The following is a 20,873-nucleotide window of genomic DNA, read 5'->3' on the forward strand; positions in this document are numbered from 1 at the left end:
CAGTGCGCAACGGCAATTCAGTCTAATTGTCGCGGCAATACATGATCTCGCAGTAATATGATCAATGATATATTTGATATATAGGGCGTCGTCGCTTGATAGTTATCAAGCTGCGTTGGCAGTGGGGTCACCCTCCCAGCTGAGATAGGTTGCGGGTATCCCCCGAGCGCCCTTCCGCCAGCCTGTGACTGCGCGGCTTGATTCTCAGGGCAGACTCAATGAGCGCTTCCAGAGGGGCGGGCTCATCACTCGCCAGAAGGTGACGCAAGTCCACGCCATCGTCTCCAAAGAGACAGAGCCGGAGCTTCCCGGTGGCGGTGATCCTCAGCCGGTTGCAGCTATCGCAGAAGCCTGGGGAATAGGGCGCTATGAGCCCTAGCCGCCCGATGTAGTCTGGATGACTGTATTCGATTGCGGGTCCGTCGTCGGAGCCGCGAGGGCGGGGGTTCCAGCCACGAGCGGCCAACCACTCTCGCAAATGGCTCCCCGGCACATGCTGGTCTTGGAAAAAGGCGACGTTGTCGCCAGTGCGCATCAGTTCGATGAACCGCACGGCCACCGGCCGTGTCCGGACATAGTCTGCGAAGCGATCAAAGCCCTCGCCGACCGCGCTGCGCTGCAGGACAGCATTCAGCTTTACGCTGGGCAGGGCGAGATCCAGGGCGCGGTCCACACCTTCCAGCACCGCATTCAGACGATCATGTCCGGTGATCCGATGGAAGACGTCGGGCTCCAGGCTGTCGACGCTGACATTCAGATTGGTCAGGCCAGCCGCCGCCCATTGGTCGACGTGCCGGGCGAGATTCCACCCGTTGGTGGTCATGGCCACCTTGTTGACGCCCGGAAGGGCGGCAAGGCGGCTTATGATCTCGCTCAGGTCGCGACGCACGGTAGGCTCGCCGCCGGTCAGTCTGAATTTCGCGACCCCGCGCTGGCTGAAGACCCGGCCCAGACGCTCGATCTCCAGCGGCGTCATCAGGGTCGGGCCAGCGACCTTCTGGTAGCCGTTCGGCAGGCAGTAGACGCAACGGAAGTTGCACACCTCGGTCAGCGAGATGCGCAGATAGCGGAATCGACGGCCGAAGCCGTCTGCGAAGGTTTCCACGTGAGCCCCTTTCCAAGCACGGGAGACGAGGCCGTTTCCAACCTCACCCTTGCCGCCCTGGGCGGCTCGGCGGGGCGCCCATGGCCAAACGGCTTTAGGGCGACGCGCTCGGAGCGTAGCGACGGACGAATGCGCCGCCGATAGAGACAACCCTAGAGCAGGCGAGCCCTCGTTCGATTGACCCCCATCAAGCCTGCCGCGCGACCATCGGACGCAGGCGGGTCAGCATCGGGAGGTGGGTGACGGCGAACAGTCCGAAGGCCAGCGACCAGGCGATGACGGAGGCGCTGAGGAGGGCTGGATTGAGCGATCCTGCCGCTGCGCTGACGCGCAGGAGCGCCGCCAGATTGATCAGCAGGTAGATCGCTTGCACGCTGCGGTCAGCGGCGAGCTCGCGCCCCGTATGTCCCCGGCTGGCGCGCGTCATTACTGCAAGGGTCATCACGCCCACCGCGCCGACCGTGAGCGCGTGGACGCCGAGCGTCGGAGGCACGCTTGGCACGAAAACGCCCAGACCAAGCAGGCCGAGGGCCAGGGCAAGCCAGCCGTACCCGACATGCAGAATCCAGACGAGCGGCTCCTTCAGGGTTCGCCAACCACGCCAGCGGGCGAGGCGGATGAGGTTGAGTGCGCCCGCTGCCGCCATGGCGCTTCCAGCCATCGGGCTCGAAGGTGAGGCGAGCCAGGCCGCCAGCGCTCCCGCCGTCGCCAGCAGGGCCAGATGATCGAACCGCGCCTCAGGGCGCGCTGAGGGCGCCTGGCCCTGAGCCTTCAACCAGTTGTTGGTGAAGCTCGGTACGATGCGTCCGCCTATCAGTGCGATGAGCAGCGCGACCGCAGCGATTCCCACCCGCCAGGCGACGTCGGTGTCCCAGAAAACCGGACGCAGATGAAACACGACATTGCCCAGGGCCATCAGGCTGATCAGCACGCAGACCGGGAGGTTGCGCCAGTTGCGGCCTGCCAGAACCTCGCGCCAGATCACCGCGGCGAAGACGATCAGGAACGCGCTATCGACGGCGCCGATGACTATGGGCGATAAACCCGGCGCGAGCATCACGATCCGACCTGCCGCCCATAGGCCAAACAGGCCGGCGAGAGGGGCGCCGACGACCGGCATGCGGCCCGTCCAGTTCGGAACCGCGGTCGTGAGGAAGCCGGCGACAATGGCCGCCAGGGCGCCGAACAACATCTCATGGATGTGCCATTCCCGGCTCAGCCAACCGTCCCCAGCCAGATAGCTCCAGACCCAGAGCGGGGCGGTGATCGCCGCCCAGATGGCGCCGCCCAGGAAGAAGGGCCTGAAGCCGTAGCTGAAGACAATTGGGCCGGTGTAGGCGCGGCGGCGCGATGCGGTGCTCATGGAATGAGAATGCGCCGCATTTCCGCGGGGCGCCTTAACCCCCATCAAGCAGCGGGCGCCTCATCCGCACTTCGAATAGCCGCAATCCACGCAGGTCTCGCAGCCCTCGCGCTTGACCAGCTCAAAGCCGCCGCACCTGGGACAGGCGCAGGCTCGCCCCGCAGGCGATTGAGACGGCTCGATCGACTCGGCCTCGGCCATCGGGGCGACGGCGACATCGCCGACGCCGTGCCGCAGCGCCAGATGCTGTTCAATGACCGCGCCAATGGCGGCGAGCAGTGAAGGCACATAGCGGCCCTCCATCCAGGCTCCGCCGCGCGGGTCGAAAACCGCCTTTAACTCCTCCACGACAAACGCGATGTCACCGCCTCGACGAAACACGGCCGAGATCATCCGCGTCAGACCCAGGGTCCAGGCGTAGTGCTCCATGTTCTTGGAGTTGATGAAGATCTCGAAGGGGCGACGACCTGCTTCATCAACGACATCATTGATCGTCACGTAGACCGCGTGGGCGCTCTCCGGCCATTTCAGCTTGTAGGTCGCTCCCTCCAGGGCGGGCGGGCGGGCGGGGAGGTCATTGGCGGCGACTGCGGGGGCGCTCCTTGCAGCCCCATCTGCAGGGGGCGTCACCGAGAGCACCGAGCCTGTCACGGCGTTGGGTCGGTAGGTGGTCAGGCCTTTGCAGCCGAGCCGGTAGCCCTCCAGATAGACATCTCCAAAGGCGTCGAAATCGATGGTCTCGGGGCAGTTGACCGTCTTGGAGATGGACGAGTCGATCTGCGCCTGGGCTGCAGCCTGCATGCGCAGATGGTCGGCGGGGTTGAGCGTCTGTGCGGTGACAAAGATGTCGGCCGGAGGTTCTGCGTCGCCGTGCAGACGTTTCCAGAGCGCCAGAGCATAGTCCTCGACCGCCTCCTCGCGCGTGCCGCCGTCCGGCTGGCGCACTTTGCGCGTATAGGCGAAGGCGAACACGGGCTCGATGCCGGAGGAGACGTTGCCGGCCAACAGCGATGTGGTGCCGGTGGGGGCGATCGAGGTCAGGCATCCATTGCGCAGGCCATGGCGGGCGATGCGCGCACGCGTCTCCTCATCCAGGTCGCGAAGGTTCGGACGGTCCAGGATGGCGGGATCATAGAGCGGAAAGGCGCCTTTTTCGGCCGCCAGATCGGCTGAGGCGCGGTAGGCCTCGCGTTTGATGTGGCCCAGCCACTCACGGGTTAGCGCGACGGCCTCGTCTGAACCGTAGGCCGCCCCGCAGAACACCAGCGCATCAGCCAGGCCGGTGACCCCGAGCCCGATGCGCCGCTTGGCCTTGGCCTCGGTTTCCTGGGCTTCGAGCGGGAAGCGCGAAATGTCGATCACATTGTCCAGCATCCGCACGGCCGTGTAGGTCAGGTCGGTGAGCTGAGACAGGTCCAGCCGCGCCCCGGCGCTGAAGGGCGCCTCAATGAGACGGGCCAGGTTGATCGAACCCAGCAGGCAGGCGCCGTAGGGCGGGAGCATCTGCTCGCCGCACGGATTGCTGGCCAGGATGGTTTCGCAATAGCTTAGGTTGTTCTGGGCGTTCACCCGATCAATAAAGATGACCCCTGGCTCGGCGGCGTCGTAGGTCGCCTGCATCAGACGCCGCCAGATGTCCTTGGCGGCGACGGTCCGGACGACCTGTCCCTGATAGACGAGCGGCCATTCGGCATCCGCCTCCAGGGCGCTCATGAAGGCGTCTGTCACCAGGACGGAGAGATTGAAGTTGCGAAGCCGCAGCGGGTCGCGCTTGGCGTCGATGAAGGCCTCGATGTCGGGATGGTCGATGCGAAGGCATCCCATCATCGCCCCGCGGCGCTGCCCTGCCGACATGATGGTGCGACACATGGAGTCCCAGACATCCATGAAGCTGATGGGACCGGAAGCGTCAGCGGCCACGCCGCGGACGGGGGAGCCGGACGGGCGGATGGAGGAGAAGTCCATGCCGACCCCACCGCCCTGCTGCATGGTGATCGCCGCCTCACGAACCTGGCCGAAGATGGCCTCAAGGCTGTCAGGAATCTTGCCCATGACGAAGCAGTTGAAGAGCGTGACCGCGCGCCCTGACCCCGCCCCAGCCAGGATCCGGCCGGCGGGAATGAACTTGTAGTCCTCCATCGCCGACAGGAACCGCTCGGCCGCAGCCTGGCGCATATCGGGCGCCTCGCCCTCGGCGAGGGCGATCGCGACACGGCGCCAGGTGGCCTCAATGGAATCGTCGGCCTCGGCGCCTGACGCGGGTGCGAAGCGATACTTGCTGGACCAGATTTCCTGGGCGAGAGGATTGTCGAACGCCATGAGCCTGCCTCCTGGGTGGGCCTTGGAGGCTGTTCGATTCGCTGCGGCGCGCGACAGGGCCTACGGGGTGTCGCAGGGCTGCGAAAACCTGCGGTCGGCCAGGTGACGGACATCAAGCCCCGGGAGCAGGGGCTTCAATGCGCTCCCCGGCGCATAGGCCCAAGGTGATCTCTCACTCAGGAGATCGCCCAAATGCTTTCCGAGATGCAGATCGTCGAGCGGGAGTTCGCCCGCCGCCCGCCCCTGGTCGACGACGACCGTCTGGCGCAGGCCGCCTCAACGCCCTCGCACACCCCCACGCCGAGCCGGCCTGTGCGTTGGCTCCATGCGATGGCTTGGGTTTTGGAGGCCCCCTCCGCCGCCGTCCTCCTGGGGCGCAGCTGAACCCTAGAGCGCTAGAACCTGCACTTGGCTCCCGGTCGGCAAGCCCGGCGCGTCGGGACCTCGCCGCGCCAACAGGGTCCATTCGCCCATGACCGCCTGAGCGCTGGAGTCCTGGCTTCCGCAAGGGTGTGCGCCGGCTGCATCCATGTGGGCTCGAACGAACACCTCCCGCTCACCCGTGGGCGCAAAGGGTTGGCCGACTGGCGCATAGCGCCAGACCCAGGCTTCAGTCGGTGATCGGCCGCTCAGCGCCGCCAGCAGGGGCGCGAGGAACAGGCGCGCCGTGACCATGGCGGCGGTGGGGTTGCCGGGCAGGCCGACCACCAGCCGCCCCCTCGACCGGCCAACCCAGACCGGCTTTCCCGGCTTCATGGCGACCTTGTCGATGATGAGTTCAAGCGGCTCGAAAGCCGCTCGGGCATAGTCCCTTTCCCCGACCGAGGCTCCTCCGGTCATGACGATGACATCGGCGTTCGTCTGTTCCTCGGCGACAGCGCGGCGCAGCGTGGCCAGATCATCAGGCGCGTGAAGGCGTTTGACGACGCCCGCGCCCCATTGGCGGGCCAGGCTGGCGACTCCATAGGACACGCTGTCGGGAACCCGGCCGGGCCGATCCAGCGCCGTTCCTGGCGCGACGAGTTCATCGCCGGACGAGATGATGGAGACCCGCGGACGGCGGCTCACCGAGACAAACGGCCGGTCGGCCGCCGCCGCGAGCAGGAGGGCGCCAGGGTGCAGAACACATCCTCGTCTGAGGAGAATCTGTTGGGCCCGAAAGTCAGATCCTGCCTGCCGGACATGGGGGCTGGAGAGCTGATGAGGATCTAGGCTCATGCCCTCCGCCGTCGTTCGCACCAGTTCCTGCGGCACCACCCGATCGAAACCGACAGGCAGTGGCGCACCCGTGAAGATGCGCACGCATACCTCCGCGGGCCATTCGCCGGACGGCGCATCGCCGGCATAGATTTCGCCGCTGACAGTCCAGGCGGTTCGCCCCGCCTTCAATTCGGAGTCGCGGATCGCATAGCCGTCCATGGCCGACACCGCCTGGGCGGGACTGTCGCGCGGGGCGAGGATGTCGTGGGCCAGAACCCGGCCATCGGCCTCGTCCAGGGCCACTGACTCGGCGTCCAGGGGCTCGACCAGGTCGGTCAGACGGCGGCAGGCTTCGTCGAAACTGATCACGCGCAGACGCCGCGATAGCGAGGAACCTGGCCGACGAGGGAGCAGGGGCGGAAGCGGCTGTCGAACTCCTGCGCCAGCACCAGATCCCAAGCATCGCGGCAGGCGCCCGTGGAGCCGGGGACGCAGAAGATAAACGTCTCGTCGATCTGCCCCGCCAGGGCCCGCGACTGCAGGGTTGATACCCCCACCGTTCCATAGCTCGCCTGGTGAAAGACGACAGAAAAGCCATCCATCTCGCGGCCTAGCAGCGGACGGACCGCCTCGGGCGTCACATCTCGCGGAGAGAAGCCGGTGCCACCCGTGGTCAGAATGACGTCCACCCGTGGGTCGTCGGCCCAGGCGCGGACCTGACGACCGATGGCCTCGACCTCATCGGGGACGATGGCGCGGCCGGCCAGCTCGTGGCCGGCCTCCGACAGTCGGTCGGCGAGCAGGGCGCCGGACGTGTCGGTGGTTTCGTTCCGGGTGTCGGAGATGGTCAGAACCGCGATGCGAAGGGGGTAGAACGGCAAGCGCTCGTCAAGGCCATGCTTCATGGGGTCAACCTCCAGAAAATGCGGAGAAAAAGGCGACTTCGACCCCAGGGTGGATGTGGGCGACGTCGATGACGAGCACCTGATCGACCGCAGCCCTGATCCCAGTCGCCGCTAGGGCGGCGGCGGCGTCAGGGAGTTGGGCGGCGATCAAAGCCTTCAAGCCAGCGAGCGACACGCCGCCAGCTGGCACATGCACCCGGAGGCTTCGCCCCAAACGGTCGCTGACGGCGCCAAAGAAGAGGATGGTGGTATTGGCGCTGGCTGTCTCGGGCGCCTTCGACGTCACATCTAGCATTGCGGATCCTTGGAGAGCGCGTTCCGACTAGTCAGGCGAGTTGCAGCGGCCCATGCGCCGCACCAGACCGAAGCGACGAGCTCTGATGCTGGGGGCGTCAAATCTGCCTGCGTCACAGGTTAGCCTGCGACCGCGGAATTGGGATCGTCCAATATCATCTGACGTCTAGACGAATATCAATCCGACGATTGAATCGCGGCAATGTCATCCAAGCAGACGCATAGTACGGGTGTGGTAATTCCAAGGAGCGATGTCATGCGTCTGAATGTTCGACTCGAGTCTCTTGCTAATGCCGCTGCGGCGACCTCGGCTACGCTCGCCCTGTTGTCCGTCGGGTTAAGCGTCGGCGTCGCCCGAGCTGAAGTAGTCGCTGACCTCGCCGTGATTGGGCGAGCGCCTACGGTCATGACCATTCCCTATGTCGGACGCACAGTTCAGGCTGTACGCCTGGATGTTCGAGAGGCCGCCGGCGTCGTCTGCGACGCCGCCCTGAGCAACGGCGAACTGGAGCCCCTGGATCGGCAATGGTGCCGCGACAAGGCGACGGCGCGGACCTTGCGCACCTATGCGAAGTTGCGAGCTCAGAACCTCGCGCAAGCCGCTCCGCTGCAAGTCCAGGTCCTAGCGTCGCGCTGACCAGGCGTGACTGACACGATCGGGAAGCAGGACGGAGATAAGATGACGCTTCCCCTGGGCGCTCGCGTCCTCAGGCGCGCCGACGGTGAGATCGAGGGGGTCCTGGTTCGGGACCTTCCCCACGCGGTCGAAAAAGTGTGGGCATATCTCACCGAACCTGAGTTTCTGCCGCTTTGGCTTGCCGAGGGGCAGGTCCAGGCGAGTCCAGGCGGCTTTGCCCGCCTGGACTTCGGCCAAAGCGGGTCGGCGATCGACAGCCCCGTGACGCAAGCCATCCCGTTGCAGGCGCTTGACTACTCCTGGAGCGGTCCCGGTGAGCCGCAACGGCCCCTGCGCTGGCGTCTTCGAGCGCTTGGCCCTGCAGACAGCCGTCTTCTTCTATCTTTGACGACGTCCGAGGCCGATGATCCGGCCCGCGGGCTTGCCGGCTGGGACGCCCATCTGGAGATGCTCGCCGCGGCGCTGGAGGGCGTGCCGATCAAGTTCCCCTTCGACCACTTCCAAGCTTTGCGGGCGGCGCTTTCGACTGAACTTCTCGGTGGTGAGTTCGAGCCGCTGGGTGACGAACATCAAGGCTGACTGTGGCGCATGCCAAGGTGGGCGCCAGCGCAGCGCTTTATAGAGAACCCAATGGAGGTTCTCATGATTTCCCAAGACACCACTGTTCGCGATATCGCTGTAGAGCGCCCAGGGGCGACGGCCGTTTTCCGGCGACACAAGATCGACTTCTGTAGCGACGGGGGGGCCTCGCTCTCACAAGCAGCTATCCAGCGAGGTCTGTCAGTCTCCGATCTTCAGGCCGAACTTGATGGACTTGCGGCCGATCAAGGCGATCTGCCGGCTGACGCGAGCGGCCTGATCACTCACATCCTCAGCCGGTATCATGAAGTCCATATGGCTGAGTTGCCCGAAGCGGTACGTCTGGCTCGCCGTGTCGAGGCGGTCCACCGGGCCAAGCCCGACTGTCCCCACGGCTTGGCCGATCATCTGGCGCTGATCCTTGATGACCTTCAGGGGCATCAACACAAGGAAGAGGCCGTCCTGTTCCCGATGATGCTCCAGGGCGGGGGAGCGATGATCCGTTTCCCGATCGAGCGCATGCTCGCCGAGCATGTGGACGTCGGCGAACAGTTGGACGAACTGGGCCGGCTTACGACAGATTTTACGCCGCCGGCTGGCGCATGCACCACCTGGCGCGCGCTCTACGAGATGTGCCGCAAGGTCGACGAAGACCTGCGTGAACATATGCACATCGAGAACAACATCCTTTTCCCCAAGTTCATCTGAACCCCAGTCCATCTGGGGGTGGTTCAGTCAAGGAAGGCTGTCATGACGCGGGCAAAGGTCGCTTCCATCCCTGAGGGTGTAATAGATAGGGTGCTCAAGCACGACGGTCGCGCCCCGCGGTATACGAGCTATCCCACCGCCGTGCAGTTTTCCACCGACGTTGGCCCAGCCGAATATTGTGACTGGCTCGTCGCCCTTCCGCAGGACAAGGCGGTCAGCCTGTATGTCCATGTGCCCTTCTGCACCCGTCTCTGCTGGTACTGCGGCTGCAACACACGGGTGGTCAATCGGCCCGAACCGATCGGCGAGTATGTCCGCTATCTCCTTCGGGAGGTGGAGCTGGTCGCCCGAAAGCTCGACGGCCGACGGCCTGCAAGCGGGCTCCATCTGGGGGGAGGCACCCCCAATACCCTCACGGTCGAAGAACTCCAGGCGGTCTTCGGCGCCCTGGGTCGCGAGTTCGCATTTACCGACGACATGGAGATCGCCGCCGAACTGGATCCGGCCAGCCTGACCAAGTCCTGGGTCGACGCCGCGGGAGCGCTCGGCCTGAACCGGGCGAGCCTCGGGGTGCAGACCCTGGATCCGAAGGTTCAGGCCGCAGTCAATCGCAACGAGACCTTCGAGCAGATCGACGAATGCGTGGCGGCGTTGCGCTCGATCAGGGTGCGTTCTCTCAATCTCGACCTGATGTACGGCTTGCCCCACCAGACGACGCAGAGCGTCCTCGACACCATCGACGCTATCCTGGCCTTTCGGCCCGAGCGGCTCGCCCTGTTCGGCTATGCCCACGTTCCCTGGATGAAGTCACATCAGAAACTGATCGCAGAGTCGGCGCTGCCTGGCCCGGCCGAACGTCTCGAACAGGCGCTGATGGCCGAAGAGAAGCTGATCGGAGAGGGCTATGTCTCCATCGGGCTGGATCATTTCGCCTTGCCCCATGACGAGCTTGCCCGCGCCAAGGCCGACCATCGACTGCGGCGCAACTTCCAAGGATACACGACCGATTCCGCGGGAACGCTGATCGGCTTTGGCGCCTCGGCCATCGGCGCTCTGCCAGGGGGCTATGTCCAGAATCACACCCAGGAACTGCCCTGGCGGCAAGCCATAGACCGTGGCGAGGCGCCCATCGCCCGTGGGGTGGCCATATCTGAAGACGACAGGTTCCGAGCTGAAATCATCGAGCGGTTGATGTGTGACTTCGCCGTTGATCTGGAGGCGGTGTGCGGACGCCACCAGACTCGGAGCCCCGCCGAACTGAGCGGCGCCATAGAAAAGCTGCAGCCCTTTCTAGACGACCGGTTGGTCGGTATCGACGGGAGCTACATTCAAGTGCTACCCGCGGGCCGCCCCCTGGTGCGGTCGATCAGCGCATGCTTCGACACCTATTTTCAGCCGGAGGCCCTGCGGCATTCCCGCGCCGTCTAGGCGGACCTCGAGCGGGCGAGGCTCTGCCGTCACGGGACCGACGGGGATTGCGCTAGGGTGAACAGCAGGAGCCCGTCGCGCTGGACATCGATTGTTGTTGCGGCCTGGGCGGCCGGCAGGCGTCTCAGCCGGGTGATAATCTCAGTGTCAGCGCAGTAGAGGTGGACGATTTCGTATCTGCCTTCGGCCCCTTTGAAGTGAAGCTCAAACATGGAGGCGCAGGACATCGCGTGAGATCGCCGCTGACTACTTGTGCCGCAGAATGAGTCGGGCTGCGTCCAGCTGTCGCCTTTCGATCGTCGTCAGGCTCTGCAAGGCCGCCAGCTGGGCCGCGCGACGCTTAACTTCATGGCGCCTGACGGCGCCCAGGATCGCCCTGGCCTCTTGCAGGTTCATGCTGGCCTCCACATAGGTCATTCATGCCTCACCCTGAGGACGAGCGCCTTGAAGCTGTTCAAGCCGGCAGCCCAACATTCCTAGGGAGACCCGTCGTCGTCCGCCTGGCCGTGCTTGCCGCTGTCACGAGTGTGTTCCGCACAGGTCAAGCTCCTGATTGAGAACAGGCAATCGGTCCTGGCTGCGTAGCGGCTACCCTCTCCTGACTTGGCGCTTGGGTGCTGTTTCCCAGTCAAAGGAGTTGCGCCAATTGGCACTCCCACGCTTCTCACTTGGCCCCCGGCACGCCGTGGGGCCGCCTTTGTTTCTAGGAGCGGACCGGCTTGGCGCTGGGTCGCTAAGGTGGAACGTGGCGCCCAACGCGTCACCGACCGCAGCCCCGATAGCGTTCTAAGGAGACTGCGCTCCGGAACCTCGATCCAGTTGTTCGCCGAGCCTGCCGCTTCCAAGAGCGGCAATGCCGCGGGCCTCACATCGACATCGGAGAGGTCCGAGGACCCGTCGGTGGGGGAGCGCTGCCTTTGCTAAGATCGGCAAAGCGGTCCTGCTGGTACCCTTGCTGGCGCCATTCGTGTTTCCAACTCATAAGTAGCGAAAAATGTTGGAGAAACCAGCTCACCTTCGAGTCCTGCCGGGCCCACCAGCGCCGCTTGTGCGGGACGGGCTACAGGTTCGGTGGGCTGGGGAGGTGAGCGCCTCATCACCCACGCCGCACCTGGGCAAAGGTTCTTCCGGTCCAGCGCTTGACCGCTCGCCTCAAGTTGGAACTGTCGCTGAAGCCGACCTGCCAGGCGATGTCATCGGCGCTGATGCGCGTGGTCGTGACGTACTCCAGCGTCAGAGTGCGCCGCACGTCATCGACGACCCCGGCATAAGTGTAGCCCGCCTCGCTCAAGCGGCGGCGCAGCGTTCGCTCGGTCATGCCCAGGCGCTCAGCCGCGGCCTGCACGGATGGAAGCCGGTTCGGTGAGAGCATCAGGAGTTGATAGACGTCGCCAGCGACGCTGGTCGTCATCTTCGCCTCGCCTACCAACCGGTCGCAGGTCTCCTCCAGCATGGCGCGAGTCAGGCGATTGGCCAGTTCAGGCGCCTGGTCGAGCACGCTCGCCGGATAGTGGAGTTCGTGAGCCGGTTGTCCGAACAGGCAGGGGCAGCCGAGCGACGCCTCGTCAGCCGCCGTCGTGCCGCCATCGACCAGGCCGAAGACCGCCCGGATGGGGCGAATCTCGGCGCCCAGGACGTCGCGCATGTGGGTCGAGGTCATCATCATCTGCTGACGCAGCAGGAAGTTGCGCAGGTCCTGGCTCATGAGATCGTCGTAGATCTCCGTGAAGGTCCAGACCGCCACATCGCCCTCCTGTCGCCATCCGAGCTGCTGCACGGGCGTGGCGAGGGGGTGATAGCGAATGGCGAAGTCGAAGAAGTCCCGCATGGTCGGCGAACACATCAGCGCATAGCCGTACATCCCGTACGCTGAGAGATGGAGGCGGGCCCCGACCTCATAGGCGACGGCGGGGTCCACCGGGGCCCGTACGACATTCTCGCACGCCGTCAGGTACTGCCGGATCGAGGTGAGGGTGCGCGGGTCGCGGACATCCGCCAGGCTGAGCCCGGTTCCCGCGAGGACGGCTTCGGCGGTCAGGCCCCCCGCCATCGTCGCCTCGATCAGAGTCGCGATCTTGTACGGCGCGAACGTCTTCTGGTTGGGGAGGGGGCGGCGGAGGGGGCGTCCGGCCGGAGGAAGCTCCCCGGCGGTGGATCCCGGCCGCGCGCCGCCCAGTCTGGTCTTTGCCAAGCTGTGCTCCTGATTGTCCGATAAAGACATATATGTGGCCGCCAAAGACCTCAAACTCTATAGCCGCTCTTTCCTATCCTCCCGCCACAGCCGGCGTAGATCGGCCCGTCGAGGGAGGCACTACAGATGACCGACGCCACCACCACGCCCGCGCGCGGATCCACCGCCAGGCTGGCCCTGACCTCCGCCGTCGCCGCGGGCGTCGAATGGTACGACTTCTTCGTCTACGGGACGGCGGCGGCGCTGGTGTTCCCGTACATCTTCTTCTCGCCGGATCTGTCGCCGCTCGTGGCCCAGCTGGCCGCCTTCAGCACCTTCGCCGTCGGGTTCATCGCCCGCCCGCTGGGGGGCGTTGTGTTCGGCCATTTCGGAGACCTCTACGGCCGCAAGGCGACCCTGGTGGCGGCGCTCATGATCATGGGCGTCTCGACCGTCTTCGTCGGCCTGCTGCCGACCTATGCCAGCATCGGAATGTGGGCGCCCCTGATGCTGATCGCCTTGCGCTTCGCCCAGGGGTTCGCCGTAGGGGGACAGTGGGGCGCCGCGGCGCTGATCGCGATCGAGAACGCGCCAGAGGGGCGTAAGGGTCTGTTCGGCAGCTTCGTGCAGATCGGCGTGCCGGCCGGCGTGATCCTGGCCAATGTCGCCTTTATCGTCTCGTTCCGACTGATGGATCAGGCGGCGTTCGAGGCTTGGGGCTGGCGAATTCCCTTCCTGCTCAGCGTCGTGGTGGTCGGCCTTGCGCTCTACGTCCATACACGGATGCAGGAATCGCGCGAGTTCGTGGCGGCGGCCGCAAGGCGGGCCCTGGCCGCCCCCTCCCAGACGCCGCGACGCTCTCCCATTCTGGAGGTGATCGTCACGAGCTGGCGGCGGATCCTGCTGGCGGGCGGGGCCTTCATCGCCAGCAACGCCTGCTTCTACGTGATCATCACCTGGGTGATCTCCTATGGGACGACGGAGCTGGGGCTGTCGCGCGAGCTGATGCTCATGGGCGTGATGTTCGGCAGCCTCTGCATGATCCCCGCGCTGCTTCTCGTCGCCGCCGCGTCCGACCGGTTCGGCCGATATGGTCTGTTCAGGCTCGGCTGCGTGACGACGGGCCTGTGGTCCTTCGCCTTCTTCCCGCTTCTGGAGACGGGCGGACCCATTGCGATCGGTGCGGCTATCGCGATCGCCCTGTGCTTTGTCGCGATGATGTACGGCCCGCAGGCGGCCCTGTTCGCCGAACTCTTCTCCACCGAGGTCCGGTACTCGGGCGCGTCCCTGGGGTACCAGGTGGGTGTGCTGCTCGGCGGCGGCTTCGCGCCGATGATCGCCACAGCGCTGTTCGCGGCGTCGCAGAACAGCATGGCGGTGGCCGGATACATGGCGACGACCTGTGTTGTGTCGCTCATCTGCGTGTCCTGGCTGCACGCCCATCGGCAGGCGAGCGACGTCGCCCTCGGCGCTGTCGCCGAAGCCGAACGCGGGTGAGGGCGTCCGTTCATGTGCGGCGTGACATCACCGGTGCTTGGGCCGGACGGTGCTGCGGTCCAGGCCCTGCTGCAGGGCGCGGTTCGTCGCGGAAAGGATCCGGTCGGAATCCTCCGCGACGCCGGGATCGATCCCCGGGTCTACGGCGATAGGGCGACTGCGATCGATGGCCCAGCGCTGGTCCGGCTGGTGCGTCAGATCCAGCTCAGTCTCGACGACGTCTATCTCGGCTTCTTCGCGAATGGGTGCCGCCTGGCGCTTGAGACCGAGCGGCTGATCTCGCTGATGAGTTGCCCCACCCTCGGCGAGGCGCTCAGGGTGAGTGTCCGGTTCACCAACGCCATGCTGGCCGACGCCGGGCCGGCGGTGACCGACGATCACGGCGGCGGCCTGCGGCACACCTGCGAGTATCATACGGCCAGGGGACTCGACCGGCAGATCCTGGTCTGGATCCGGTTTCTCTGGATCTACCACTTCTTCAGCTGGCTGATCGGCCGTCCCCTGGCGCTCCGCGGCCTGTCGATCCAGGGGCCGCGGCCAATGCAGGACAGCGGCTTCGACCGCTTCGCCGTCTTTCGCTGCCCCGTGCGGTTCGACGCCCCGGCCGACGCCCTGTCCTACGGTTGGAACGACCTGTCGGCGCCCCTGATCCACCGCGCGATCCAGGACTACGAAGCCTATTACGCCAGCGAGCCGGACTGGTTGGAGCCCCCCGGGGAGGGTGTGAGCTGGCGGGAGCGCACACGGCAGGCGCTCCTGGAGTTTCACAGGGCCGGCGACTGGTCGCCCAGCGTCGTGGACGTCGCGGCGCGGCTCAGGACCGTCGCCCGACGGCTTCGCCGCGACCTTTCCAGGGAAGGCGCTTGCTTCCAGGAGATCAGGACCAGGCTGCGCGGCGAACTCGCCGGGGCCTACCTGATCGCCAGCGACCGCCCCATCACGCAGATCGGTCTGATCCTGGGGTTCAGCGACCCCGGCAGCTTCTCGCGCCAGTTCGCCGCCTGGGCAGGCGCCAGTCCTTCGGCCTACCGCGCCCGATACGGCGCAGATCCAGCCAGGCTCGCGACCGCGACGGCGATTCTGAGCGAACGAAGAGCCGCCTGATGCCTCGCCGCCAGGGCTGGTCACATACGCCAAATCACGCTGTCAGCCCGGCAATTGAGCGCCGCGCCCCCTTGCCGCCAAAGGTCAGGGACCGGAGCTCCAGACTTCGGGTGCAACGATCTTGGAATCGAGGGAGGGAACAATGAAAAGCAAAATGAACCGCAAGACGACCCGCCGCATCGGCGCGCTGCCCATTGGCGTGGCCGCTCTGCTGGGGAGCGTGGCCTTGCCTGGCTACGCCCTGGCGCAGACAGCGGCGAGCTCGGACGAAGCCATGCTCGAGGAGGTCGTCGTCACCGCTGAGAAGCGCGCTGAAGGCCTGCAGAACATTCCCATCGCCATCACGGCGATATCGAGCGCGACCCTGGAGCGGGCCGGCGCCAAGGAGGTTGGCGATCTGGTCCAGCTGACGCCGAGCCTGCAGTTCGGCACCCGGTCCACGAACGTCTTTATCGCCATGCGGGGCATTGGCCAGGCCGGCCAGGACATCGGCAGCCAGTCGGGGGTCACCGTGGCGCTCGACGGCGTGCCGCTGCTCAACCACTTCATGATGAACCCCGCCTTCATGGACATCGAGCGGGTCGAGGTCCTTCGGGGACCACAGGGCACCATCGCCGGCCGCAACGCCACCGGCGGCGCCATCAACATCTACAGCAAGGCGCCTGCGAACACGAATGACGGAAGCCTCAGCGCAACCCTGGGCGATCGCGACCGGAAGGGCCTCAAGGGCCACATCAACAGGGCCTTTTCGGGTCAACTCCTGGGGCGGCTGTCGTTCCAGCGCGAAGAATCCGAAGGCTGGCTGAAGAACGATTTCATCGGCAAGCGCAACAACGACACCGATGTCTTCGAGGTGCGCGGCCAGCTCCTGTACATGCCGACCGCAACCCTCAGCTTCAAGGCCCTGGTCGACTATACCCGCGACCGGAGCGACCCCGGCTTCGCCCAGATCCTCGGCCGGGCCGATCCTGCGCGGCCGACGGTTCCGGAGCTGCCCACTTACGCCTACCCGCAGAACGACCCCGAGAACCTCACCTTCTACTTCAACGAACCGAACCGCCGCGACGTAGAAAGCGTCCGGGCGACGGCCGTCGCCACCTGGGAGCTGTCTCCCGATGTCACCCTGACCTCCACGACGGGGTTCATCGACCACGAGATCGATCTCACCGACCTGGATGTTGACGCCACGCCAAACAACACCTCGCGGTTCGATCTGATCGGCATCTACGCCCAGCAGGCGACGCAGGAGTTCACCCTGACGGCGAACCTTGGCGAGCGTGCCGACATCGTGGCCGGCGCCTTCTATATGCGCGGCGAGTCCAGCGAGCCGCTCTATCTGAGCCTGCCCACCTTCCAGAACTATCTCGTCTATCTGCCGGAGGAGACGCTGGATTCCTACGCCGCCTATGCGCAGTTCCGCTACCAGCTAACCGACCAGCTGCGCGCTACGGTGGGAGGGAGATACACCACCGACGACAAGTCCTACGAGATGGTGTCATCGGTCGCAGGCACGCCGCGTATCAGCTCGGACTCGGGCAAGTTCAGCGCCTTTACGCCGCGCTTTGTGCTCGACTACACGCCAACCGATGAGACGTTGATCTATGCCAGCGTCTCGCGCGGCTTCAAATCCGGCGGCTTCAACACGCTGGGCGATGTCTCGATGCCCGTGAACCGGTTCAACCCGGAATACGTCTGGAACTACGAGGCCGGGCTCAAGGCGATGATGTTCGACCGCAGGGTGCGCATGGGCCTTACCGGCTTCTATGCGGACTACTCGAACCTCCAGCAGACGGTGTTCCGGTTGAACGACCAGACCCAGGTTCGTTTCCCGCGGGTCGAGAACTCGACCTCCGCGACCATCAAGGGCGTGGAGCTCGAGGCCGAGGCGAACCCGATCCGGGGGCTGCGGCTCACCGGCGCGGCGACCTATCTGGACGCCACGTTCGGCTTCTTTTGCAACAACGACCCCCTGTACCCGACGGCGCAGACCTCGCCCTCCTGCGTCGGAGCGAGCCGCGACGGGGAGCTGTTGCCCCCCGGGGCGGTCCAGCTGGAGGGCAACGCGCTCACCCAGGCGCCAAGCTGGCAGTACAACCTCTCCGCCCAGTACGGCTTCCCGGTCACCGCCAGTCTGAACCTCACGGCCCGGGTGGACTACAAGTGGCAGAGCCGTACCTACTTCGACATCTACAACAATCGGCAGAACTCGCAGGCCGCCTACGGGCTTCTGAACGGCTCGCTCGAACTGGCCTCTCAGGATCGGGCCTGGGCCCTGCTGGCATGGGTCCGCAACGCCGCGGACGAGCGCTACGTCAGCCAGGGTTCGGCGGGATCAGGCGCCAACGCAGCCGTCACGGGGTCCCTCGGGCTGCCCCGAATGTACGGCGTCACCCTCACCCGTCAGTTCTGATCCCTTCGGTGCGGAAGCTCAGCCTCTCCCCGGCTGGGCTTCCTCCTTCGCCATGCGCCCCCACTTCACAGGACCTCACCATGCACAGCCGCGACAGGGTCGCACCCATCCCCCAGCTCGCCCTCTATCGAACCTGGCTGGGCGAGGCCCACGGGCTGCAATTTCGCGACTATGCCGATCTGTGGAGATGGTCGACGACCGACCTTGAGCGCTTCTGGGAGAGCGTCTGGGACTATGGCGGCCTGGAGTCGCCCACGCCGCACAGCGCCGTCGTCCGCGGCGACATGCCCGGGGCCGCATGGTTCGAGGGGGCCCGGGTGAACTACGCGCGGCAGGTGATGCGGCATGCAGAGGCCGCGGAAGCCGCCGGACAGCCGGCGATTATCGCCGAAGACGAGACCGGCCGCGTCACCCATATGGGCTGGGCCGATCTGCGGCGGCGAGCTGCGTCGCTGGCCCTCGAACTGCGGCGCGCTGGGGTGGGGCGCGGCGACCGCGTCGCGGCTTACCTGCCCAACGTGCCCGAGGCGGTCGTCGCCATGCTGGCCTGCGCCAGCCTGGGGGCTGTCTGGACGCTCTGCTCGCCGGACATGGGCACGCCCGCCGTCCTTGACCGCTTCCGTCAGGTGACGCCCAAGGCGCTCATCGCTGTGGACGGCGTCTATTACGGCGGCCGGGCCAGGGACCGAAGCGCCGTGGTGCAGGAAATCCGGCGCGGGCTTGCGAGCCTGGAGGCCGTCTTCGTTCTTCGGACAGGCCATGGTGAGGGCGAGATCGACGGCGCCGCTGACCTCGCTCTCGCCCAGTCAAGGGAGGACGCGGAGGTGGCGGGGTTCGAGCCGGAGTGGCTGCCGTTCGATCATCCGCTTTGGATCCTCTATTCCAGCGGAACCACCGGCCTCCCCAAGGCCATCGTGCATGGGCACGGCGGCGTAGCCCTGACCAGCATCGTCGGCAACATGCATCTGGATGTGGGGCCGAGCTACGCGACCAACACCTTCGGCGAGCGGTTCCACTGGTACAGCGCCACGGGCTGGGTGATGTGGAACGTCCAGGTCGGCGGGCTCCTGAGCGGAACCACGATCTGCCTGTTCGACGGCTCGCCGAGCGGCGCGAGGGACCAGGTCGACTGGGGGCGGCTGTGGCGGTTCGCAGCGCGTCACGGCGTGACGTGGTTCGGCGCCGGCGCAGCCTTCTTCAGCAGCTGCCGCAAGGTCGGCCTGCGGCTGAGCGAGGCAGGCGATCTTGGCGCTGTGCGGGCCCTGGGCAGCACCGGCTCGCCGCTTCCGGCGGAGGTGCAGGCCTGGGGCAGCGAAGCGTTCGCCGCACTCGGCCAGCCGGACATCTGGTGGTGCAACATTTCCGGCGGAACGGACATCGCCGCCGCCTTCCTCTCTGGAAACCGAGAGCTGCCGCCGGCGCCCGGGCGGCTGCAGTGCCGCCAATTGGGCGCGGCCGTCGAGGCCTGGGATGAGGATGGCCGGCCCGTCGTCGGCCGCGTCGGTGAACTGGTCTGCACGCGTCCCTTCCCGAGCATGCCGTTGTTCTTCTGGGGTGACGCGGACGGCGAGCGGTACAGGAGCTCATATTTCAATGAATGGCCCGGCGTCTGGCGGCACGGCGACTGGCTGCAGGTCGAGGCGGATGGCAGCTGCTCGATCAGCGGGCGGAGCGATGCGACGATAAATCGGAACGGGCTGCGTATGGGGACGGCGGAAATCTATTCCGCAGTCGAGCGTCTCGCCGATGTCGCCGACAGCCTGGTCGTCGACCTGGAGGACGGCGAGGGCGGTAGCCAGCTTGTGATGTTCGTCGTTCCTCGCGCCGGCGAGGCGTTGGACGGCGACCTGGAGGCAGCGATGGCCGGCGCCATCCGTGAGGCGCTGTCGCCGAGATTCGTCCCCGACCGGTTCGTCCAGGCTCCGGGAATCCCCCGCACCCTCTCGGGCAAGAAGCAGGAACTCCCCGTCAAGCGCCTGTTTCAGGGCTGGCCGTTGAAAAAGGTCATCAACCTGGACGGGGTCGAAAACCCCGAAGTGATCCCCTGGTATCAGGCCCAGGCGGAGACCTGGCTGAAAGGCGCCCGGACATCGAGTCCCGCATGATCAACCGCAGGGACCTGGCAGGGCTGGCCGCCGCCGCAGCCATTCCGACGAACGCCTCGGCCATGGCCCATGCCAAGGGGAGGCTGACCGCGCACAGTCTTCGCTCGATCCATGTCCCGGGTGACATCCCGCTGAACATCTATCTGCCGCCCGGCTTCGAGATAACGCCGATCCGCGCCTATCCCCTTCTGCTCCTTCTGCATGGCGGCGGCGGAAGTGAGAAGGATCTCGCCCGCTTCGCCGATGTCATCGACCGCGCTATCGCCGAAGGCCAGATCGCCCCCCTGGTGATCGCCATGCCGGGTGCGCGTCGGTCGCTCTACATGGACTACCGGGATCGCTCCGAGCAGTGGGAGACCTTCATCCTACAGGAGCTCGTTCCGCATCTGCGGGCCACCTTGCCGGTTGCGGCGACCCGGCCGCGCACCTTCCTCGGCGGCTGGTCGATGGGCGGCCTCGGCGCCCTGCGGCTCGCCTTTAAGCACCCCGAGACATTCGGCGCTGTGGCTGCGGTGGAGCCGGCCCTCGAGCCGACCCTGGCTTGGAGCGAAGTTGGCCCCGAGGTCAAGTTCTGGCGATCGGACGAGGTCTACGCGCAAATCTTCGGCTCGCCCGTAGACGCCGAATACTGGGCCGCCAACAATCCGGCGACGATCGCCCGGCGCGAGCCGCGCCGGCTCGTCGATCTTGGCGTGTATGTTGAGGTGGGCGATCAGGACATGCTCTATCTCGCCCAAGGGGTCGAGTTCCTCCACCGCGTCCTCTTCGATGCCGGCGTGGCCCATGAATATCGCCTTGTCCGCGGGGCCGACCATGTCGGTCCCTCGCTGGGGCCTCGGCTGGCGGACGCCCTCGGCTTCCTTGGCCGGCAGATCGAACCGCCAGCCTGGATCGACCGGCAGGTGATGGAGACGCGCGCCGTCATGGACGAGCAGAAGCGCGCCGCGGGCCTGCCGGTGGCGGCCCACGATTCGCGCCGGATTCGGCGCTGGTGAACGGCGCACGGCATATCAAGCAGAGGGTGCAGCCAATGGTCTTGGGGCATATTC

The 20,873-nt window shown here is 66.0% G+C and carries 18 protein-coding genes and 1 riboswitch; of the genes, 10 read left to right on the top strand and 8 right to left on the bottom strand.

The window, feature by feature from the left end:
• Positions 1 to 127: 127 nt before the first annotated feature.
• From moaA to Q7S93_RS05695, 3 genes are all read right to left on the bottom strand, one after another.
• Positions 128 to 1,105, bottom strand: coding sequence for a GTP 3',8-cyclase MoaA (gene moaA, locus Q7S93_RS05685; RefSeq protein WP_304712769.1), 978 nt, complete (start codon positions 1,103 to 1,105; stop codon positions 128 to 130).
• A riboswitch (molybdenum cofactor riboswitch) is annotated at positions 1,095 to 1,231 on the bottom strand. Its footprint overlaps the gene before it by 11 nt.
• Before the next feature lie 61 nt (positions 1,232 to 1,292).
• On the bottom strand, positions 1,293 to 2,468 hold the full coding sequence (locus tag Q7S93_RS05690) for an NnrS family protein (protein WP_304712770.1): 1,176 nt from the start codon (positions 2,466 to 2,468) through the stop codon (positions 1,293 to 1,295).
• Positions 2,469 to 2,528: 60 nt separating this feature from the next.
• Positions 2,529 to 4,787, bottom strand: a complete 2,259-nt coding sequence (locus tag Q7S93_RS05695; protein ID WP_304712771.1) for an adenosylcobalamin-dependent ribonucleoside-diphosphate reductase — start codon at positions 4,785 to 4,787, stop codon at positions 2,529 to 2,531.
• A 192-nt stretch (positions 4,788 to 4,979) separates the two neighbouring features.
• Here Q7S93_RS05695 and Q7S93_RS05700 point away from each other — a divergent pair, with 192 nt between their 5' ends.
• The gene (locus tag Q7S93_RS05700) at positions 4,980 to 5,171 is read left to right on the top strand and encodes a hypothetical protein (RefSeq protein WP_304712772.1); all 192 of its coding nucleotides are present in this window, start codon (positions 4,980 to 4,982) and stop codon (positions 5,169 to 5,171) included.
• Positions 5,172 to 5,174: 3 nt separating this feature from the next.
• Here the strand turns inward: Q7S93_RS05700 and Q7S93_RS05705 are convergent, their stop codons facing one another.
• The 3 genes from Q7S93_RS05705 to Q7S93_RS05715 are packed head-to-tail and all read right to left on the bottom strand — an operon-like array spanning position 5,175 to position 7,187.
• On the bottom strand, positions 5,175 to 6,356 hold the full coding sequence (locus Q7S93_RS05705) for a molybdopterin molybdotransferase MoeA (protein WP_304712773.1): 1,182 nt from the start codon (positions 6,354 to 6,356) through the stop codon (positions 5,175 to 5,177).
• Complete coding sequence (moaB, locus tag Q7S93_RS05710; protein ID WP_304712774.1) at positions 6,353 to 6,892, bottom strand: molybdenum cofactor biosynthesis protein B; 540 nt, start codon at positions 6,890 to 6,892, stop codon at positions 6,353 to 6,355. Before moaB ends, Q7S93_RS05705 begins: the two co-directional genes overlap by 4 nt.
• Positions 6,893 to 6,896: 4 nt before the next feature.
• On the bottom strand, positions 6,897 to 7,187 hold the full coding sequence (locus Q7S93_RS05715) for a MoaD/ThiS family protein (protein WP_304712775.1): 291 nt from the start codon (positions 7,185 to 7,187) through the stop codon (positions 6,897 to 6,899).
• Between the two features lie 255 nt (positions 7,188 to 7,442).
• On the opposite strand from Q7S93_RS05715, the gene Q7S93_RS05720 reads away from it, so the two are divergent.
• The 4 genes from Q7S93_RS05720 (at position 7,443) to hemN (ending at position 10,538) form a co-directional block, all read left to right on the top strand.
• Positions 7,443 to 7,823 carry a hypothetical protein gene (locus tag Q7S93_RS05720; protein ID WP_304712776.1) on the top strand — a complete coding sequence of 127 codons (381 nt, stop codon included), beginning with the start codon at positions 7,443 to 7,445 and terminating at the stop codon, positions 7,821 to 7,823.
• Between the two features lie 42 nt (positions 7,824 to 7,865).
• Entirely contained in the window at positions 7,866 to 8,402 is a 537-nt protein-coding gene (locus Q7S93_RS05725) for an SRPBCC domain-containing protein (RefSeq protein ID WP_304712777.1), read from the top strand.
• 63 nt (positions 8,403 to 8,465) lie between these two features.
• Positions 8,466 to 9,110 carry a DUF542 domain-containing protein gene (locus tag Q7S93_RS05730; RefSeq protein WP_304712778.1) on the top strand — a complete coding sequence of 215 codons (645 nt, stop codon included), beginning with the start codon at positions 8,466 to 8,468 and terminating at the stop codon, positions 9,108 to 9,110.
• A gap of 90 nt (positions 9,111 to 9,200) precedes the next feature.
• Positions 9,201 to 10,538 (top strand): oxygen-independent coproporphyrinogen III oxidase, encoded by a 1,338-nt coding sequence (gene hemN / locus Q7S93_RS05735; protein ID WP_304712779.1) that lies wholly within the window; start codon positions 9,201 to 9,203, stop codon positions 10,536 to 10,538.
• Positions 10,539 to 10,784: 246 nt separating this feature from the next.
• On the opposite strand, the gene Q7S93_RS05740 is transcribed toward hemN, so the two are convergent.
• The gene (locus Q7S93_RS05740; RefSeq protein ID WP_304712780.1) at positions 10,785 to 10,955 is read right to left on the bottom strand and encodes a hypothetical protein; all 171 of its coding nucleotides are present in this window, start codon (positions 10,953 to 10,955) and stop codon (positions 10,785 to 10,787) included.
• Between the two features lie 679 nt (positions 10,956 to 11,634).
• Positions 11,635 to 12,729 carry an AraC family transcriptional regulator gene (locus tag Q7S93_RS05745; protein WP_304712781.1) on the bottom strand — a complete coding sequence of 365 codons (1,095 nt, stop codon included), beginning with the start codon at positions 12,727 to 12,729 and terminating at the stop codon, positions 11,635 to 11,637.
• Between the two features lie 126 nt (positions 12,730 to 12,855).
• Between Q7S93_RS05745 and Q7S93_RS05750 the strand changes: the two genes are divergently transcribed.
• The 5 genes from Q7S93_RS05750 to Q7S93_RS05770 all read left to right on the top strand — a co-directional run bounded on the left by Q7S93_RS05750 (position 12,856) and on the right by Q7S93_RS05770 (position 20,819).
• On the top strand, positions 12,856 to 14,205 hold the full coding sequence (locus tag Q7S93_RS05750) for an MFS transporter (RefSeq protein ID WP_304712782.1): 1,350 nt from the start codon (positions 12,856 to 12,858) through the stop codon (positions 14,203 to 14,205).
• A 12-nt stretch (positions 14,206 to 14,217) separates the two neighbouring features.
• Positions 14,218 to 15,309, top strand: a complete 1,092-nt coding sequence (locus tag Q7S93_RS05755; protein WP_304712783.1) for an AraC family transcriptional regulator — start codon at positions 14,218 to 14,220, stop codon at positions 15,307 to 15,309.
• Positions 15,310 to 15,451: 142 nt separating this feature from the next.
• On the top strand, positions 15,452 to 17,719 hold the full coding sequence (locus Q7S93_RS05760) for a TonB-dependent receptor (RefSeq protein ID WP_304712784.1): 2,268 nt from the start codon (positions 15,452 to 15,454) through the stop codon (positions 17,717 to 17,719).
• A gap of 80 nt (positions 17,720 to 17,799) precedes the next feature.
• Positions 17,800 to 19,824 carry an acetoacetate--CoA ligase gene (locus Q7S93_RS05765; RefSeq protein ID WP_304712785.1) on the top strand — a complete coding sequence of 675 codons (2,025 nt, stop codon included), beginning with the start codon at positions 17,800 to 17,802 and terminating at the stop codon, positions 19,822 to 19,824.
• Positions 19,821 to 20,819, top strand: coding sequence for an alpha/beta hydrolase (locus tag Q7S93_RS05770; RefSeq protein WP_304712786.1), 999 nt, complete (start codon positions 19,821 to 19,823; stop codon positions 20,817 to 20,819). Before Q7S93_RS05765 ends, Q7S93_RS05770 begins: the two co-directional genes overlap by 4 nt.
• Positions 20,820 to 20,873 lie beyond the last annotated feature (54 nt).

Origin of the sequence: Phenylobacterium sp. (assembly GCF_030646615.1) — a bacterium.
GTDB lineage: Bacteria > Pseudomonadota > Alphaproteobacteria > Caulobacterales > Caulobacteraceae > Phenylobacterium.

What these genes read in the sequence shown, in the direction of transcription:
- Q7S93_RS05690 (WP_304712770.1), bottom strand. Translation starts at nt 2,468, where the DNA reads ATGAGCACCGCATCGCGCCGCCGCGCCTACACCGGCCCAATTGTCTTC.
- Q7S93_RS05695 (WP_304712771.1), bottom strand. Translation starts at nt 4,787, where the DNA reads ATGGCGTTCGACAATCCTCTCGCCCAGGAAATCTGGTCCAGCAAGTAT.
- Q7S93_RS05700 (WP_304712772.1), top strand. Translation starts at nt 4,980, where the DNA reads ATGCTTTCCGAGATGCAGATCGTCGAGCGGGAGTTCGCCCGCCGCCCG.
- moaB (WP_304712774.1), bottom strand. Translation starts at nt 6,892, where the DNA reads ATGAAGCATGGCCTTGACGAGCGCTTGCCGTTCTACCCCCTTCGCATC.
- Q7S93_RS05715 (WP_304712775.1), bottom strand. Translation starts at nt 7,187, where the DNA reads ATGCTAGATGTGACGTCGAAGGCGCCCGAGACAGCCAGCGCCAATACC.
- Q7S93_RS05720 (WP_304712776.1), top strand. Translation starts at nt 7,443, where the DNA reads ATGCGTCTGAATGTTCGACTCGAGTCTCTTGCTAATGCCGCTGCGGCG.
- Q7S93_RS05725 (WP_304712777.1), top strand. Translation starts at nt 7,866, where the DNA reads ATGACGCTTCCCCTGGGCGCTCGCGTCCTCAGGCGCGCCGACGGTGAG.
- Q7S93_RS05730 (WP_304712778.1), top strand. Translation starts at nt 8,466, where the DNA reads ATGATTTCCCAAGACACCACTGTTCGCGATATCGCTGTAGAGCGCCCA.
- Q7S93_RS05740 (WP_304712780.1), bottom strand. Translation starts at nt 10,955, where the DNA reads ATGACCTATGTGGAGGCCAGCATGAACCTGCAAGAGGCCAGGGCGATC.
- Q7S93_RS05750 (WP_304712782.1), top strand. Translation starts at nt 12,856, where the DNA reads ATGACCGACGCCACCACCACGCCCGCGCGCGGATCCACCGCCAGGCTG.
- Q7S93_RS05755 (WP_304712783.1), top strand. Translation starts at nt 14,218, where the DNA reads ATGTGCGGCGTGACATCACCGGTGCTTGGGCCGGACGGTGCTGCGGTC.
- Q7S93_RS05760 (WP_304712784.1), top strand. Translation starts at nt 15,452, where the DNA reads ATGAAAAGCAAAATGAACCGCAAGACGACCCGCCGCATCGGCGCGCTG.
- Q7S93_RS05765 (WP_304712785.1), top strand. Translation starts at nt 17,800, where the DNA reads ATGCACAGCCGCGACAGGGTCGCACCCATCCCCCAGCTCGCCCTCTAT.
- Q7S93_RS05770 (WP_304712786.1), top strand. Translation starts at nt 19,821, where the DNA reads ATGATCAACCGCAGGGACCTGGCAGGGCTGGCCGCCGCCGCAGCCATT.